General features: G+C 73.5%; 17 protein-coding genes and 1 riboswitch. Of the genes, 10 read left to right on the top strand and 7 right to left on the bottom strand.

The features are described 5' to 3' along the window. Positions 1–44: 44 nt before the first annotated feature. From IE295_RS04290 to IE295_RS04270, 5 genes are all read right to left on the bottom strand, one after another. Complete coding sequence (locus tag IE295_RS04290; protein WP_190062045.1) at positions 45–770, bottom strand: urease accessory protein UreF; 726 nt, start codon at positions 768–770, stop codon at positions 45–47. Then, a complete protein-coding gene (locus tag IE295_RS04285) occupies positions 770–2,491 on the bottom strand; it encodes an urease subunit alpha (RefSeq protein ID WP_190062044.1) in 1,722 nt (573 codons plus the stop codon). The genes IE295_RS04290 and IE295_RS04285 overlap by 1 nt, the downstream gene beginning before the upstream one ends. Further along, positions 2,484–2,795 (bottom strand): urease subunit beta, encoded by a 312-nt coding sequence (locus IE295_RS04280; RefSeq protein WP_190062043.1) that lies wholly within the window; start codon positions 2,793–2,795, stop codon positions 2,484–2,486. Before IE295_RS04280 ends, IE295_RS04285 begins: the two co-directional genes overlap by 8 nt. Before the next feature lie 13 nt (positions 2,796–2,808). Then, complete coding sequence (locus IE295_RS04275; RefSeq protein ID WP_190062042.1) at positions 2,809–3,111, bottom strand: urease subunit gamma; 303 nt, start codon at positions 3,109–3,111, stop codon at positions 2,809–2,811. 141 nt (positions 3,112–3,252) lie between these two features. After that, the gene (locus IE295_RS04270; protein WP_190062041.1) at positions 3,253–3,543 is read right to left on the bottom strand and encodes a type II toxin-antitoxin system Phd/YefM family antitoxin; all 291 of its coding nucleotides are present in this window, start codon (positions 3,541–3,543) and stop codon (positions 3,253–3,255) included. A 61-nt stretch (positions 3,544–3,604) separates the two neighbouring features. Between IE295_RS04270 and IE295_RS04265 the strand changes: the two genes are divergently transcribed. The 3 genes from IE295_RS04265 (at position 3,605) to IE295_RS04255 (ending at position 5,476) form a co-directional block, all read left to right on the top strand. Beyond that, positions 3,605–4,180, top strand: a complete 576-nt coding sequence (locus IE295_RS04265; RefSeq protein WP_224323553.1) for an ATP-dependent Clp protease proteolytic subunit — start codon at positions 3,605–3,607, stop codon at positions 4,178–4,180. A gap of 5 nt (positions 4,181–4,185) precedes the next feature. Further along, the gene (locus tag IE295_RS04260) at positions 4,186–4,494 is read left to right on the top strand and encodes a hypothetical protein (protein WP_190062039.1); all 309 of its coding nucleotides are present in this window, start codon (positions 4,186–4,188) and stop codon (positions 4,492–4,494) included. A 284-nt stretch (positions 4,495–4,778) separates the two neighbouring features. Then, positions 4,779–4,984, top strand: a riboswitch (cyclic di-AMP (ydaO/yuaA leader). Between the two features lie 27 nt (positions 4,985–5,011). Then, a complete protein-coding gene (locus IE295_RS04255) occupies positions 5,012–5,476 on the top strand; it encodes a C40 family peptidase (RefSeq protein ID WP_372479779.1) in 465 nt (154 codons plus the stop codon). Positions 5,477–5,706: 230 nt separating this feature from the next. On the opposite strand, the gene IE295_RS04250 is transcribed toward IE295_RS04255, so the two are convergent. Continuing rightward, on the bottom strand, positions 5,707–6,135 hold the full coding sequence (locus IE295_RS04250; protein WP_190062037.1) for an ATP-binding protein: 429 nt from the start codon (positions 6,133–6,135) through the stop codon (positions 5,707–5,709). A gap of 259 nt (positions 6,136–6,394) precedes the next feature. Between IE295_RS04250 and IE295_RS04245 the strand changes: the two genes are divergently transcribed. Then, positions 6,395–7,264, top strand: coding sequence for a helix-turn-helix domain-containing protein (locus IE295_RS04245; protein WP_190062036.1), 870 nt, complete (start codon positions 6,395–6,397; stop codon positions 7,262–7,264). A 9-nt stretch (positions 7,265–7,273) separates the two neighbouring features. Further along, positions 7,274–7,570 carry a DUF397 domain-containing protein gene (locus IE295_RS04240; protein ID WP_190062035.1) on the top strand — a complete coding sequence of 99 codons (297 nt, stop codon included), beginning with the start codon at positions 7,274–7,276 and terminating at the stop codon, positions 7,568–7,570. 5 nt (positions 7,571–7,575) lie between these two features. Here IE295_RS04240 and IE295_RS04235 read toward each other — a convergent pair whose 3' ends face one another. Continuing rightward, complete coding sequence (locus IE295_RS04235) at positions 7,576–8,724, bottom strand: 8-amino-7-oxononanoate synthase (protein WP_190062034.1); 1,149 nt, start codon at positions 8,722–8,724, stop codon at positions 7,576–7,578. Positions 8,725–8,874: 150 nt separating this feature from the next. Between IE295_RS04235 and bioB the strand changes: the two genes are divergently transcribed. The 5 genes from bioB (at position 8,875) to IE295_RS04210 (ending at position 13,944) form a co-directional block, all read left to right on the top strand. Further along, positions 8,875–10,116: a biotin synthase BioB gene (bioB, locus tag IE295_RS04230; protein WP_190062033.1), complete on the top strand. Its 1,242-nt coding sequence runs from the start codon at positions 8,875–8,877 to the stop codon at positions 10,114–10,116. After that, entirely contained in the window at positions 10,109–11,413 is a 1,305-nt protein-coding gene (locus tag IE295_RS04225) for an adenosylmethionine--8-amino-7-oxononanoate transaminase (protein ID WP_190062032.1), read from the top strand. Before bioB ends, IE295_RS04225 begins: the two co-directional genes overlap by 8 nt. A gap of 26 nt (positions 11,414–11,439) precedes the next feature. Beyond that, positions 11,440–12,156, top strand: a complete 717-nt coding sequence (bioD, locus tag IE295_RS04220; RefSeq protein WP_190062031.1) for a dethiobiotin synthase — start codon at positions 11,440–11,442, stop codon at positions 12,154–12,156. A 91-nt stretch (positions 12,157–12,247) separates the two neighbouring features. After that, complete coding sequence (locus IE295_RS04215; protein WP_190062030.1) at positions 12,248–12,940, top strand: class I SAM-dependent methyltransferase; 693 nt, start codon at positions 12,248–12,250, stop codon at positions 12,938–12,940. A gap of 125 nt (positions 12,941–13,065) precedes the next feature. Next, positions 13,066–13,944, top strand: coding sequence for an LLM class F420-dependent oxidoreductase (locus IE295_RS04210; RefSeq protein WP_190062029.1), 879 nt, complete (start codon positions 13,066–13,068; stop codon positions 13,942–13,944). Positions 13,945–14,080 lie beyond the last annotated feature (136 nt).

Genomic DNA, 14,080 nt, shown 5'->3' with positions numbered 1-14,080 from the left:
CCTCCGGGGGTTTGCGACCGGGGTCCGGGGCGGAGCCCCGGTTACTACGTGGCGAACAGCCGCACGGGCCAGGCCGCGTGCTGCTCGGCAGTGATGTCGAGCAACGGCGCGGACGGCGCGGGAAGGACGTCCAGCCCCTCGTCCGACGCCCGCCGCCCCGCCTCGGCCCCGGCCACCGCCACCACGTCGAGCTCCGGCGCCAGCCGGGCCAGCACCGCCGTGGCGTGGAACGGGTCGAGGCTCAGCAATCGCACCACCGCCGTGGCCGGGCCGCTCACCGCCTCGTAGGCGGCGGCGTACGCGGCGTCGAGCGGTCCCAGTCCGGCCGCCCGCGCGGCGAGCCCGAGCACGACGGGCTGGTGTGCGCCGCGCGGCCGGGCCGAGGCGAGGGTGTCGAGTGCGGGCGAGGGCCACGTGGCGCGGGCGGCCCGCATCATCTGCCGCCCGAGCCGCCGGGCGGCGGCGCGCAGGGCGAGCGAGGGGGTGCGGGCGTCCGCGGCCTCGTCGAGCTCGAGCGGGTCGGCGCCGGCGGCCGCCGCGGCCGCGAGGGCGGCGGCCGCGAGCCCGGCGGTGTGCAACCGCCCCCGGCAGAAGGCCTCCAGGGAGGGCACGTCCGTCACCCTCCCGGCCTTGACGGCCGCCTCGGCCCCGCCGGAGTGCGCATGGCCTCCGGCCGGGAACCGCCCGTCGGCGAGGACGAGCAGCGCGGCGCGGCCCGCCGCGCCGACGGCGACATCAGCGACGTCGGCGACATCGGTCGTGGCGGTCATCAGAAGAGGAAGTAGCGCTGGGCCATCGGCAGTTCCGTCGCCGGCCGGGGTTCGACGGCCTCGCCGTCGATGGTGACCGTGAAGGTGTCGGGGTCGACCTCCACCCGGGGACGGGCGTCGTTGTTGCGCATGTCGGCCTTGGTGACGCCGCGCGTGCCGCGGATGGGGACGAAGCGCTTCCCCAGCCCCAGCCGCTCGGGGAGCCCGTCGTCCATGGCCCACTGGGTCACGAAGTTCAGGGAGTTGCCGGCCGGGGCGCGCCCGCGGGCGCCGAACATGGGGCGGGGCAGGACGGGCTGGGGGGTGGGGATCGAGGCGTTGGCGTCGCCCATCTGCGCGTAGGCGATCTGGCCGCCCTTGATCACCAGCTGGGGGCGGACGCCGAAGAAGGCCGGCTCCCACAGCACGAGGTCGGCGAGCTTGCCGGTCTCGACGGAGCCGATCTCGTGGTCGAGGCCCTGCGCGACGGCCGGGTTGATGGTGTATTTGGCGACGTAGCGCCGGGCCCTGGCGTTGTCGGCGGGGCCGTCCCCCGGCAGGGCGCCGCGCCGCCGCTTCATGACGTGCGCGGTCTGCCAGGTGCGCAGGACGACCTCGCCGATGCGGCCCATGGCCTGGGAGTCCGAGGAGATGATCGATATCGCGCCGAGGTCGTGCAGGATGTCCTCGGCGGCGATGGTGGAGGGCCGGATGCGGGACTCGGCGAAGGCGAGGTCCTCGGGGACGGCCGGGTTGAGGTGGTGACAGACCATCAGCATGTCGAGGTGCTCCTCGACGGTGTTGACGGTGTGCGGGCGGGTGGGGTTGGTGGAGCTGGGCAGGACGTTGGCCTCGGAGACCACCGTGATGATGTCGGGCGCGTGACCGCCGCCCGCACCCTCGGTGTGGTACGCGTGGATGGAGCGGCCGGCGATCGCGGCGAGGGTGTCGCCGACGAAGCCCGCCTCGTTGAGGGTGTCGGTGTGGATGGCGAGCTGGGCGCCGCTCTCCTCGCACACGTTCAGGCAGGCGTCGATGGCGGCCGGGGTGGCCCCCCAGTCCTCGTGGATCTTGAAGCCGACGGCTCCGGCCCGCAGCTGGGCGCGCAGCGCGTCGTACGAGACGGTGTTGCCCTTGCCGAGGAGGCCGATGTTGAGGGGCGAGTCCTCCATGGCCTCGAACATCCGGGCGAGGTGCCAGGCGCCCGGGGTGACGGTGGTGGCCTTGCTGCCCTCGGCGGGGCCGGTGCCGCCGCCCAGGAGGGTGGTGATGCCGGAGGCGAGGGCCTCGTCGGCCAGCTGCGGGCAGATGAAGTGGACGTGGGCGTCGATGGCGCCGGCGGTGAGGATCCGGCCGTTGCCGGCGATGATCTCGGTCTCGGGGCCGATGACGAGGTCGGGGTGGACGCCGTCCATCGTGTCGGGGTTGCCCGCCTTGCCGATGCCGGTGATCCGGCCGTCGCGCAGGCCGACGTCGGCCTTGACCACGCCCCAGTGGTCGAGGACGACCGCACCGGTGATGACGGTGTCGGGGGCGCCCTCGGCCCGGGTGGCGCGGGACTGGCCCATCGACTCGCGGATGACCTTGCCGCCCCCGAAGACCGCCTCGTCCCCGGCCCGGCCGGGGCCGCCGCAGCGGTCCTCCTCGATCTCGACGACGAGGTCGGTGTCGGCGAGCCGGACGCGGTCGCCGGCGGTCGGCCCGTAGAGGTCGGCGTAGGCGGCGCGGGTGAGCTCAGGCATCGAGGGGTCCCCCGCACTCGCCGCGCAGGCCCTCGACCACGCGCTTGCCGCCGAGGGGGACGAGGTCGACCTCCACCGGGATGCCCGGCTCGAAGCGCACGGCGGTGCCGGCGGCGACGTCCAGGCGCTTGCCGCGCGCGGCCGCGCGGTCGAAGTCCAGGCCGGGGTTGGCCTCGGCGAAGTGGTAGTGCGAGCCGACCTGGACGGGCCGGTCGGCGGCGTTGAGGACGGTCAGCCGGGTGCGGTGCAGTCCTTCGTTGAGCCGCACGGGCTCGCCGGCGTACAGGATCTCTCCGGGAATCATCCGTCTCTCCCCGTCACGCTATGGGTTCGTGGACGGTGACGAGCTTCGTACCGTCCGGGAAGGTGGCCTCGACCTGGACGTCGTGGATCATCTCGGGGATGCCGTCCATGACCTCGTCGCGCGTGAGCACCTTGCGCCCGGAGGACATCAGTTCGGCCACGGTGCGGCCGTCGCGGGCGCCCTCGAGGATGTGCGCGGTGATCAGAGCCACCGCTTCGGGGTGGTTGAGGCGCAGCCCGCGGGCCCGGCGACGGTCGGCGACGTCGGCGGCCACATGGATGAGCAGCCGTTCCTGCTCGTGCGGGGATAGTTGCATGCGTCCCACCTCAACACAGTGTTGACCTGGGGTTCTTCTCCCCGTGGCCGCTGACTGCAGATTAGGACGCAAGCTTTTCCAACGCGTTAACTCCGCTGACCCGGTCTTTGCGTTGTCATGGCCGGGCCCCGTCGAAGCGGATCATTCGCCGCCGGGGCGGCGGTGCTCGGCGGCGATGCCGAAGCGGCTCCGTTCGCCGGGAGCGGACAGCGACTGCCCGCGCACCGTGGCGACCGTACTGATCACCTGCTCCTCGCCGGCCGGCTCGGCCTCGGCCGTCTCCTCCAGTCGCCGCAGGTCGGCAGCGGACACCAGGGCGACCAGCGGCTTTCCGTGGCGCGTGACGACCACGCGCTCGCCGCCGTAGACGACGCGGTTGATCAGGTCCGCCAGCTCGGCTCGGGCTTGCGTCACGGGAATCTCGTAGGCCATGCTCCCATTCTATCGGGATGTACGTCCTGTACATTTTTTACAGACAGCGAGAGGCGCAGCCATGGAACCAACGGATCCGTACGCGAAGCTGTTCTCCGAGCGGGTGATCGTCCTCGGGGGGGCGGTGGACGACGCGGCGGCCCATGACGTGATCGCACAACTGATGCTGCTGGAGCACACGGCGCCCGACCGGGACGTCTCGCTCTACCTCAACTCCCCCGGCGGCTCCTTCTCCGCCATGTGCGCCGTCCACGACACCATGCGCTACATCGGCTGCGACATCGAGACGGTCTGCGTGGGCCGGGCCGGGCCGGCGGCGGCCGTGCTGCTGGCGGCCGGCACGCCGGGCAAGCGCATGGTGCTGCCCCACGCACGGGTGGTGCTCCACCAGCCCTCCCTCGACGGCGCGGTGCGCGGCCGGCCCGACGACCTGGCCCTGGAGGCCGGGGAGTTGCTCCGCGAGCGCGAGACGATGACGCGGATGCTGTCCGAGCACACCGGCCGGAGCGCCGAGCGCGTCCGGCGGGACCTCGACCGGCCGGCCTTCCTCGACGCCGGGGCCGCGGTGGCCTACGGGCTGGCCGACCACATCACCGTCGATCGCCGGTCGCTGCTCGCGCCGGCCGGGGCGAGGTGAGCGGGATGTGGCCGCCTCCCCTGCCCCCGCTGCCCGCCCTGACCCGCGCCGAGGGCGAGGTGGTGGACCGCTATCTGGAAGTACTGGATCTCCTCGGACGGATCAACCCGGCTCGCGCGCACGACACGTACGGCGCGCTACGAGCCGCGCAGACGCTCGCGATCGCGGCCGCCGCCCTGCGCGACGCGCTCGCGGTCATGCACGAACGGGGCGAACGCGAGGTATGCGCGAGCACGCTGGCACGGGCGATGCGGATCCTGGACGGCGAACGGCGGGCACGCCGGGTGATGTTGCCGCCGCCGACGGCGAACTGAGGAGCGGAAACATTCATCCCCCGATCTCCTTCAGACAGCGGATGCGATCGTAGACGGCGCGTGGCGATCACCTCGGGCGGTGTGCTCATTGCGCACCGGGGGAGATCGCTCCGCCGCAGGTGGCGACCTCACCAGGGCAAAGCCGTGACCATCAAACCGCCCCGCGTCCACCCGAATTGCCCAGAGGTGATGAGGCTCACATAACGCCGGATCCCCTCGGCCCGGCCGCCGCCACTGCGCCAAGATCCCCCCGACGACAAGACCCCGCCACCACGGCGGGGCGGACCGGGCGGACGCCGAACCCCGCCGCCGCCCGGGACGACGGGTCGACATGAGTGCACCGGCGGGGATGGAGGACCCAGGCACGACGGGACGACCGGAACGCGACAACGCCGGTCATCCCTTGGGGTGAAGCCGCTTCGGCGGCCGGGCATTCTTCGCCTGCCCGAACCCGACAGGTCATCCTTCACAGGCGGCTGACGAAGGGTTTGGCATGGGCGCTCACAAACGTCCCTCAATGCTGTCCAAGGCCGGGACCGTACCTCTGACCGTGAAATCCGCCCTCACCCTGGCGGCCGTCGGTGCCACGATGCTGGCACCCGGCGGCGCGACCGAGGCGGAAGCGGCGACGCTCTCCACCAACGCCCTGCGGATCGCGGCCTCCAAGGCCGGCTCCCCCTACCAGTGGGGCGCGACGGGTCCGTACCGCTTCGACTGCTCGGGACTGACCCAGTACTCCTTCAAGCATGCCGGCAAACGGCTGCCCCGCACCGCCCAGGACCAGTTCAACCACACCCGGCACATTCCCGGCCTCACCCGTGAGCGCGGCGACCTGGTGTTCTTCCACGGCCGGGGCGGCGTCTACCACGTGGGCATCTACGCCGGGAACAACCAGATCTGGCACGCCCCGAAGACCGGCTCGGTCGTCCGCCTCGAGCGGATCTGGACCCGGAGCGTCTCCTACGGACGCGTCAACGGCTGACCGCGCGGCGCCGGACCGGCAGCGCACCGGGCCCGGCACGCCCCCGGCACCTCCGTAGATCGCGGCACCTCTTCGCACGGCTTCGGCACATCTTCCGTGGCAGCGGACCCGACTGCCCCTCAGTGCCCCACCGGCACCCGCAGCACCCGTGAACCCACAGGTTCCCCAGCGCGCTCCACGAGAGCGCCGGGCCGGGCGGACGCCTCCGCCCGGCCCCTTCGCGCCGCCGGTCAGCGGACCGGCGGCGTCCACGGCAGACGGATCCACACCGTCTTGCCCCCGTCGGCGGTAGGGGTCACACACAGCCTGCCGCCGTGCTCGGCGGTCAGGCAGCGGATGATGACCAGCCCGCGCCCGTTGTCCCGTTGCACGGCGGCCGGCAGCCGCCGGGGGTGGCACGGGTGGCTGTCCGTGACCCCGATCCGCAGCTGTTCGCCCCGGTCGAGGCGCAGGTCCACGGTGAAGGTGGGCGACTGGCCGCGGGTGTGCTGCACGGCGTTGGTGGCCAGTTCGGAGACGATCAGCCGGACGGCGTCGACGGCCTCCTCGTCGTCGGGCAGGCCCCACTCCGAGAGGACTTCCGTGACGTAGCGACGCGCGGTGGAGACCGAGGCGGGGGCGCTCGGCAGGGTGACGGTTGCTTCCTGGTGGTCTGCCATGGCGCTGTCCCTTTCCCACCGGGGACCGGACTCCGACGCGGACGCGATGACGCGAGAAGTGCAGTGAAGTCGGAAGCGGTTCCGGCGGCTCTTCGTGACAGAGTGCCACTGATAAGGGTGGTCATGGGCGCGTTCCACCGGATTGTGGATATATCTGTCGCTCGAAGCGGTGAACCCTTCCGCGAGCGACCGGACGGGGGCGCCACACTGGTCTATTGACTCTGCACGTGTGGATTTCGGCGTCGGGGGGGGAGAGCTGATGCGGTACGGACCCGCGGTGCGCCGCCGCAAACTCGGCGCGGAACTGCGGCGCCAGCGCGAACTGAGGGGGATGACCAGCCGGGAGGCCGCCTGCGCGGTGGGCTGGCACCAGTCGAAGGTGAGCCGGATCGAGACGGGCAGCAGTGGCGTGAAGCCCGCGGACGTGGCCCGGCTGCTCGACGTCTACAGCGTCTCGGATCCCGAACTGCGGGCCCTGCTGGGGGCGCTGTGCGGTGCGGGGTCCAAGGGCTCGGAGGGGCCGCGGCGCGGCTGGTGGTACGCCTACCGCGATCTGCTGCCATCGGCGTATCTCGACTTCATCAGCCTGGAGTCGGAGGCCTCCCGCTCGCGGACGCTGGAGACCACGGTGGTGCCCGGTCTGCTGCAGACGCCGGCGTATGCCCGTGCGGTGACCCGGGCGGCGCTGTGCGACCCGCCGGCCGAGCTGGTCGAGGAGCTCGTACGGGTGCGGATGGCCCGGCAGGCGGTCCTGGGCCGCGAACGGCCGCTGGAGCTGTGCGCGGTGCTCGACGAGGCGGTGCTGCGGCACGAGGTGGGCGGGCCGGAGGTGATGGCGGGACAGCTGCGGCACCTGCTGGAAAGGGGCTCGCTGCCGCATGTGCGCCTGCACGTGCTGCCGTTCAGCAGCGGCAACCATATCGGCATCACGGGGCCTTTCGTCATCTTCTCATTTCCGCGCATCGCCGATCTGGACGTGGTTGTTCTCGACCATTTGACGAGTAGCCTCTACCTGGAGCAGAAGGAAGACCTCCGGGCCTACGGCTCGGCTTTCACCACGCTGCGTGCGCACGCCCTCTCGCACGAGAAATCGTTGGAATACATCGCCGGGATCAGCGACGGCGCGTAAGGAGGCAACATGTCCGCAATGCCTCGGTACGTTCCTTCTCGATCGGCTCACCACCCGGCCCGCTGTCGGCACCGCGCCCCGCACGCCGGAGCGTGGCACCGGAGCAGCTACAGCACCGGGATGAACAACTGCGTCGAAGCGGCCGTACTGGCACCCCAGCTGCTCGCCGTGCGTGACTCCAAGCGCACGCCGGGGCCCGTGCTGCTGTTCTCCCCCGGCGCCTGGTCCGCGTTCACCGCGGACCTGCGCGGCGGGCCGGCCGGCGCGGCCGTCAGGCGCCGCGCCGGTATCACCCTGGGGAGTTGAGCGCCTCAGGCGGCCGGCGCGGTCCGCAGGATCGTGTCGGCCGCCTGCGCGATCCGCGCGTCCGTGAGGTCCGCGCGCGCGGTCAGCCGCAGCCGGGAGACGCCGTCGGGCACGGACGGCGGCCGGAAGCAGCCGACCGCGAGCCCAGCCGTCCGGCAGTCGGCCGCCCAGCGCACCGCGGCCTCCGGTGAGGGGGCCCTGACGGACACCACCGCTGCGTCCGGGCGCACCGCCGTCAGCCCGGCCTCCGTCACCCGCCGGTGCAGCTCGCCGGCCACGGCCCGCACCCGGGCCGCCCGCTCCGGCTCGCGGCGCAGCACCCCCAGGGCCGCCAGGGCGGCGCCGGCAGCCGCGGGCGCCAGACCGGTGTCGAAGATGAAGGTGCGGGCGGTGCTGACGAGGTGCTCGATGACCCGGGCGGGGCCGAGCACCGCACCGCCCTGGCTGCCGAGCGACTTGGACAGGGTGACGGTGGCGACGACGTCCGCGCCGCCCGCCAGCCCGGCGGCGTGGAGGGCGCCCCGGCCGCCGTCCCCCAGCACGCCGAGGCCGTGCGCGTCGTCCACGAGCAGCGCGGCGCCGCCCGCGCGGCACGCCTCGGCCAGCGCGCGCAGCGGGGCCGCGTCGCCGTCGACGGAGAAGACGGAGTCGGTCACCGCCAGCGCCCGGCCCTGGTGCGCGGCCACCGCCTTGGCGACGGCCTCCGGGTCGGCGTGCGGCACGATCGCCCGCTCGGCGCGCGCGAGCCGGCAGCCGTCGATGAGGGAGGCGTGGTTGCCCTCGTCGCACACCAGCAGCGTGGCGCCGGCGGGCCCGGACAGCGCGGTGACGGCGGCGAGGTTGGCGGCGTAGCCGGAGGAGAAGACGAGCGCCGCCTCGAAACCGCAGAACGCCGCGAGCTCCTCCTCCAGGCGGGCGTGCAGCTCGGTGCTGCCGGTGACCAGGCGGGAGCCGGTGGCGCCGGCGCCCCAGCGGCGGGCGGCCGCGGCGGCGGCCTCGGTGACCTCGGGATGGCGGGTCAGGCCCAGGTAGTCGTTTCCGGCCAGGTCCGTCGGGCCGGCGTCGGCCGTGCGGGGCCGCAGGGTCCGCAGCAGGCCGGCGGCGCGGAGCCGTTCGTGCTGTGCTTCGATCCAGTCGAACGGATCCTTGGGCATGGGCCGTCCCTCGAGTGGTTCTGTGGGGTTTGCATAAAACGTAGCCGCCCTCGCGCCCGGTCAGGGTGTGGCAATACACACACCTGAATCGACGCCTGTTGTGCGATCTCTCCTTGGCCGAAGAGGGGGCCGTAGGCAAGGATCGGCGCCATGGACCTGCTGAACACGCTGGTGGACAAGGGGTTGCGGCGCGAGCTGCCGACCCGCGAAGAGGCCCTCGCCGTCCTGGCGACCTCCGACGACGAGCTGCTCGACGTGGTCGCCGCGGCGGGCAAGGTGCGCCGCAAGTGGTTCGGGCGACGCGTGAAGCTCAACTATCTGGTCAACCTCAAGTCCGGGCTGTGCCCGGAGGACTGCTCGTACTGCTCGCAGCGCCTGGGCTCCAAGGCCGAGATCCTCAAGTACACCTGGCTCAAGCCGGAGGACGCCTCGAAGGCGGCGGCCGCGGGCATCGCCGGTGGCGCGAAGCGGGTCTGCCTGGTGGCCAGCGGCCGCGGGCCGACGGACCGGGACGTCGACCGGGTCTCGAAGACCATCGAGGCGATCAAGGAGGGGAACGAGGGCGTCGAGGTGTGCGCGTGCCTCGGGCTGCTCTCCGACGGCCAGGCGGACCGGCTGCGCGCGGCGGGTGCCGACGCCTACAACCACAACCTCAACACCTCCGAGGCCACCTACGGCGAGATCACCACCACCCACACCTACGCCGACCGCGTCGAGACCGTGCGCCAGGCCCACGCGGCGGGCATGTCCGCCTGCTCCGGGCTGATCGCGGGCATGGGCGAGAGCGACGCGGACCTGGTGGACGTGGTCTTCTCCCTGCGGGAGCTGGACCCGGACTCGGTGCCGGTCAACTTCCTCATCCCCTTCGAGGGGACGCCGCTGGCCAAGGAGTGGAACCTCACCCCGCAGCGCTGCCTGCGGATCCTGGCGATGGTGCGGTTCGTCTGCCCGGACGTGGAGGTCCGGCTGGCGGGCGGCCGCGAGGTGCACCTGCGCACGATGCAGCCGCTGGCGCTGCAGATCGCCAACTCGATCTTCCTCGGCGACTACCTGACCAGTGAGGGCCAGGAGGGCAAGGCCGACCTGGCGATGATCGCGGACGCCGGCTTCGAGGTGGAGGGCGCGGGCACCACGACCCTGCCCGAGCACCGGGCGGACGCGGCGGCGGGCTGTGGCTCGCACGCGGCGAGCGGCTGCGGCTCGCACGCCGCGGACGGCTGCGGATCGCACGCGGGCGGCGGCTGCGGGCCGTGCGGCGACGGCGACGGCGGCGCCGTGGCCGAGGAGCCCGCGGCGGCCGTGCCGGCCGCGGCCGGAGCCGGTGAGGCCCGTACGGACCTGGTGGCCGTGCGCCGCCGTGGCGCCGGGACGGACCTGCCGCCCAATGCCTGAGCCGATCCCCGCCGGCCGGCTGGTCGAGCTCGACCGCCGGCACGTGTGGCACCCCTACGGCCCGATGCCGGGCCGCCAGGACCCCCTGGTCGTCGAGTCGGCGGCCGGGGTCCGGCTGCGGCTGGCCGAACCGGCCCACGGCTCGCGCGAGTTGGTGGACGGCATGTCGTCGTGGTGGTCGGCCGTGCACGGCTACAACCACCCGGTGCTCAACGAGGCCGCCCGCGAGCAGCTGGGCCGGATGAGCCATGTGATGTTCGGCGGGCTCACCCACGAGCCCGCCGTGCGGCTGGCCGCCCGGCTGGTGGACATCACCCCCGAGGGCCTCGAGCACGTCTTCCTCAGCGACTCCGGCTCGGTGGCGGTCGAGGTGGCCGTGAAGATGTGCCTGCAGTACTGGCGCTCGGTCGGGCGCCCGGAGAAGCAGCGCCTGATGACCTGGCGCGGCGGCTACCACGGCGACACCTGGCAGCCGATGTCGGTGTGCGACCCGGACGGCGGCATGCACCAGCTGTGGTCCGGGGTGCTGCAGCGGCAGGTGTTCGCGGACGCGCCGCCGCACGCCCACGAGACGGACGCCGTGCCGGCGTACTCCGCGCACCTGCGGGAGACGATCGCGCGCCACGCCCATGAGCTGGCCGCCGTCGTCGTCGAGCCGGTGGTGCAGGGCGCGGGCGGCATGCGCTTCCACGACCCGGAGTACCTGCGGGTGCTGCGGGCGGCCTGCGACGAGCACGACGTGCTGCTGGTCCTCGACGAGATCGCGACCGGCTTCGGCCGGACGGGCCGGCTCTTCGCGGCGGAGCACGCGGGGATCACGCCCGACGCGATGTGCGTCGGCAAGGCGCTGACCGGCGGCTACGTGTCCCTGGCGGCGACCCTGTGCACCACGCGGGTGGCGGAGGGCATCAGCTCCGGCGACGTACCCGTGCTCGCCCACGGCCCGACGTTCATGGGCAACCCGCTGGCCTGCGCGATCGCGGACGCCTCGGTCGGCCTGCTGCTGTCGCGGGACTGGCAGTCGGACGTCAAGCGGATCGAGGCCGGGCTGCGGGACGGCCTGGCCGACGTGGCGTCGCTGCCGGGCGTACGGGACGTACGGGTGCTCGGCGCCATCGGGGTGGTCGAGCTCGACCACGAGGTGGACATGGCGGCGGGGACGCGCGCCACGGTGCGCGAGGGCGTGTGGCTGCGGCCGTTCCGCAATCTCGTGTACACGATGCCGCCCTACATCACCGAGGACGCGGACATCGAGCGGATCTGCGCGGCGGTGCGCGCGGTGGCCCGCGAGGGCTGACGGAACCACGGAGAGGACGGGGACTCATGGCGGTGCTGATCGTCACAGGAACGGGCACGGAGGTCGGCAAGACCGTGGTGACGGCGGCCGTCGCGGCGGCCGCGCTGGCCGCGGGCCGTTCGGTGGCCGTGCTCAAGCCGGCCCAGACCGGGGTGGCGGCGGACGAGCCGGGCGACGTCGCGGAGGTGCTGCGGCTGGCGGGCGGGGTGACCGGCGCCGAACTGGCCCGCTTCCCCGAGCCGCTGGCGCCGGACACGGCGGCCCGCCGGGCGGGCCTGGCGCCCGTGGGGCCGGCGGAGATCGAGCGGGCGGCGCGCGAGCTCGCGGCCTCCCACGACCTGGTCCTGGTCGAGGGCGCGGGCGGGCTGCTGGTGCGGCTGGACGAGGCGGGGGCCACCCTCGCGGACGCGGCCGGACTGCTGCGGGCGCCCGTCCTGGTCGTCGCCCAGGCCGGCCTGGGCACGCTCAACACCACCACCCTGACCGCCGAGGCGCTGCGCGCGCGTGGTCTGACCTGCGCGGGTGTGGTCATCGGCAGCTGGCCGACGGCCCCCGACCTGGCCATGCGCTGCAACGTCGCCGATCTGCCCCGGTCGGCGGGCGCCCCGCTGCTGGGCGCCGTCCCGGAGGGCGCGGGCACGCTTCCCCCCGAGGACTTCCGGGCCGTGGCGCCCACCTGGCTGGCGCCGGCGCTCGACGGCACGTGGGACGCCGCCCGCTTCACGGCGGAGCAGCGGGACTGAACGCCCCCGGGCGGTTCGCGGCGCGGCCCCGGTTCGGGACGGGCGTGGAGGGGAAAAATCCCCTCGCCGTCCCCCGGGAAAGGGGTGCCTCATGCCGCCGCTCCGCAGGAGAACACCGCACGACGCCGTGCACCACCCGCTGTTCGCCCGGGCGTACGTCCGGTGGAGCCCGGTCGTCGACGTGCGGGCCGGCGTGGCCGCGCACCGTCGGGAGCTGCTGGCGGGACTGTCGGGGCGGGTGATCGAGATCGGCGCGGGCAACGGCCTGAACTTCGCCCACTACCCGGCCACGGTCTCGGAGGTCGTGGCGATCGAGCCCGAGCGGCTGATGCGGCGCCAGGCGGTGGAGACCGCGGTCCGCGCCGGCGTGCCCGTGGACGTGGTGCCGGGGGTCGCGGAGGCGCTGCCGGTCAAGAGCGAGGCGTTCGACGCGGCGGTGACGTCCCTGACGCTGTGCTCGGTGCGGGACGTACGCCGGTCACTCGCGGAGCTGCGGCGGGTGCTGAAGCCGGGCGGTGAGCTGCGGTTCTTCGAGCACGGGCTGGCTCAGGGGCGGGCGGCGGCCGGGGTGCAGCGGGCGCTGGACCGCACGGTGTGGCCGCTGCTGTTCGGCGGCTGCCACACGGCCCGCGATCCGCTGGGGGCGATCGAGGCGGCCGGGTTCGAGGTCGGGGTGTACCGCCGTCTGCGGGTGCCGGCCCAGGGGCTCGCCTCGCCCGCTTCGACGTGTGTGCTGGGGGTGGCCAGGCGGCCGGCCGAGCCGGACCGCCCGTCCGATCCGTAGCGCCGGTCCGATCCGCAGCGCCGGTCCGATCCGCAGCGCCGGTCCGTTCCGTGGCGTGCTGACGGGAGGACAAACGGAGACATCCTCCGGTACGGTGGCGGCACCGACACACCAGGGGGTTCTCCATGTCACGACCGTTCCGTTTCGCCGTCAACATGCTCACGCCCGGGACGGGTGCCGAGTGGCGCGCGAAGTGCCGTGAGGCGGAGGCGCTCGGCTACGACGTCATCCTCGTCCCGGACCACCTGGGCATGCCCGCGCCCTTCCCCTCGCTGGTGGCGGCCGCGGAGGTCACCGAGCGGCCCCGCGTCGGCACGTTCGTGCTCAACGCGGGCTTCTGGAACCCCTCCCTGCTCGCCCGCGAGGTGGCCTCCACCGATCAGCTGACGGGCGGCAGGCTGGAGCTGGGGCTCGGCGCGGGCTACGTGAAGGCCGAGCACGACAGCGCGGGGCTGCCGTTCGGCTCGCCGCGCGAGCGGGTCGACCACCTCGAGCGCACCGTCACCGAGCTGGAGCGGCTGCTCGGCGACCCCGGGCACGTACCGGCGGCCGCGCAGTCCCCGCGCCCGCCGCTGCTGCTCGGCGGGAACGGCGACCGCATGCTGCGGCTGGCCGCGCGGCACGCCGACGTCGCGGCGTTCACCGGCGGAGCGTCCGACCGCGACGGCACGCTGCGCCTGATCAGCCCCACCGCCCTCGAGGAGCGCGTCGCCCTCTACCGGAGCTTCGAGGACGGCCGCGCCGAGCCCGCCGAGCTCAACTGCCTGGTGCAGATCGTGGCGGTCGGCGGCGACCCGCGCGCCAGGATCCGCGAGCTGATGGGCTACACGGAGGACCTCGGCGAGGACGAGTTCCTGGACCACCCCGCCCTGCTGACCGGCTCGGTCAAGGAGATCGCCGAGCGCGTCCGGGGCCACCGCGAGCGCTACGGCTTCACCTACTTCACCGTCCTCGAACCCTTCATGGAGGAGTTCGCCCCGGTGATCGAGGAGCTGCGGGGCTGACCCCACCCGTCCGCTTTGCTCGTCCTTTACCATTGATGGTCACCGTCGCGTCATGATGGTGACCATCAGGTTTTCCTCTTCTTCGATGATTCCTCGCTGAGTGAAAGGTGTGAGCGTCCGCCCATGGGCGAGCCCC

Origin of the sequence: Streptomyces griseocarneus (genome assembly GCF_014655595.1) — a bacterium.
Taxonomy (GTDB): Bacteria; Actinomycetota; Actinomycetes; order Streptomycetales; family Streptomycetaceae; genus Streptomyces; species Streptomyces griseocarneus.
The sequence above is the reverse complement of the archived record's forward strand: the minus strand, read 5'-3'. Positions and strand labels throughout refer to the sequence as shown.

What these genes read in the sequence shown, in the direction of transcription:
- IE295_RS04240 (WP_190062035.1), top strand. Translation starts at nt 7,274, where the DNA reads ATGTCCGCAATGCCTCGGTACGTTCCTTCTCGATCGGCTCACCACCCG.
- IE295_RS04275 (WP_190062042.1), bottom strand. Translation starts at nt 3,111, where the DNA reads ATGCAACTATCCCCGCACGAGCAGGAACGGCTGCTCATCCATGTGGCC.
- IE295_RS04225 (WP_190062032.1), top strand. Translation starts at nt 10,109, where the DNA reads ATGCCTGAGCCGATCCCCGCCGGCCGGCTGGTCGAGCTCGACCGCCGG.
- IE295_RS04235 (WP_190062034.1), bottom strand. Translation starts at nt 8,724, where the DNA reads ATGCCCAAGGATCCGTTCGACTGGATCGAAGCACAGCACGAACGGCTC.
- bioD (WP_190062031.1), top strand. Translation starts at nt 11,440, where the DNA reads ATGGCGGTGCTGATCGTCACAGGAACGGGCACGGAGGTCGGCAAGACC.
- IE295_RS04215 (WP_190062030.1), top strand. Translation starts at nt 12,248, where the DNA reads ATGCCGCCGCTCCGCAGGAGAACACCGCACGACGCCGTGCACCACCCG.
- IE295_RS04255 (WP_372479779.1), top strand. Translation starts at nt 5,012, where the DNA reads ATGCTGTCCAAGGCCGGGACCGTACCTCTGACCGTGAAATCCGCCCTC.
- IE295_RS04265 (WP_224323553.1), top strand. Translation starts at nt 3,605, where the DNA reads ATGGAACCAACGGATCCGTACGCGAAGCTGTTCTCCGAGCGGGTGATC.
- IE295_RS04290 (WP_190062045.1), bottom strand. Translation starts at nt 770, where the DNA reads ATGACCGCCACGACCGATGTCGCCGACGTCGCTGATGTCGCCGTCGGC.
- IE295_RS04210 (WP_190062029.1), top strand. Translation starts at nt 13,066, where the DNA reads ATGTCACGACCGTTCCGTTTCGCCGTCAACATGCTCACGCCCGGGACG.
- IE295_RS04285 (WP_190062044.1), bottom strand. Translation starts at nt 2,491, where the DNA reads ATGCCTGAGCTCACCCGCGCCGCCTACGCCGACCTCTACGGGCCGACC.
- bioB (WP_190062033.1), top strand. Translation starts at nt 8,875, where the DNA reads ATGGACCTGCTGAACACGCTGGTGGACAAGGGGTTGCGGCGCGAGCTG.
- IE295_RS04280 (WP_190062043.1), bottom strand. Translation starts at nt 2,795, where the DNA reads ATGATTCCCGGAGAGATCCTGTACGCCGGCGAGCCCGTGCGGCTCAAC.
- IE295_RS04260 (WP_190062039.1), top strand. Translation starts at nt 4,186, where the DNA reads ATGTGGCCGCCTCCCCTGCCCCCGCTGCCCGCCCTGACCCGCGCCGAG.
- IE295_RS04270 (WP_190062041.1), bottom strand. Translation starts at nt 3,543, where the DNA reads ATGGCCTACGAGATTCCCGTGACGCAAGCCCGAGCCGAGCTGGCGGAC.
- IE295_RS04250 (WP_190062037.1), bottom strand. Translation starts at nt 6,135, where the DNA reads ATGGCAGACCACCAGGAAGCAACCGTCACCCTGCCGAGCGCCCCCGCC.
- IE295_RS04245 (WP_190062036.1), top strand. Translation starts at nt 6,395, where the DNA reads ATGCGGTACGGACCCGCGGTGCGCCGCCGCAAACTCGGCGCGGAACTG.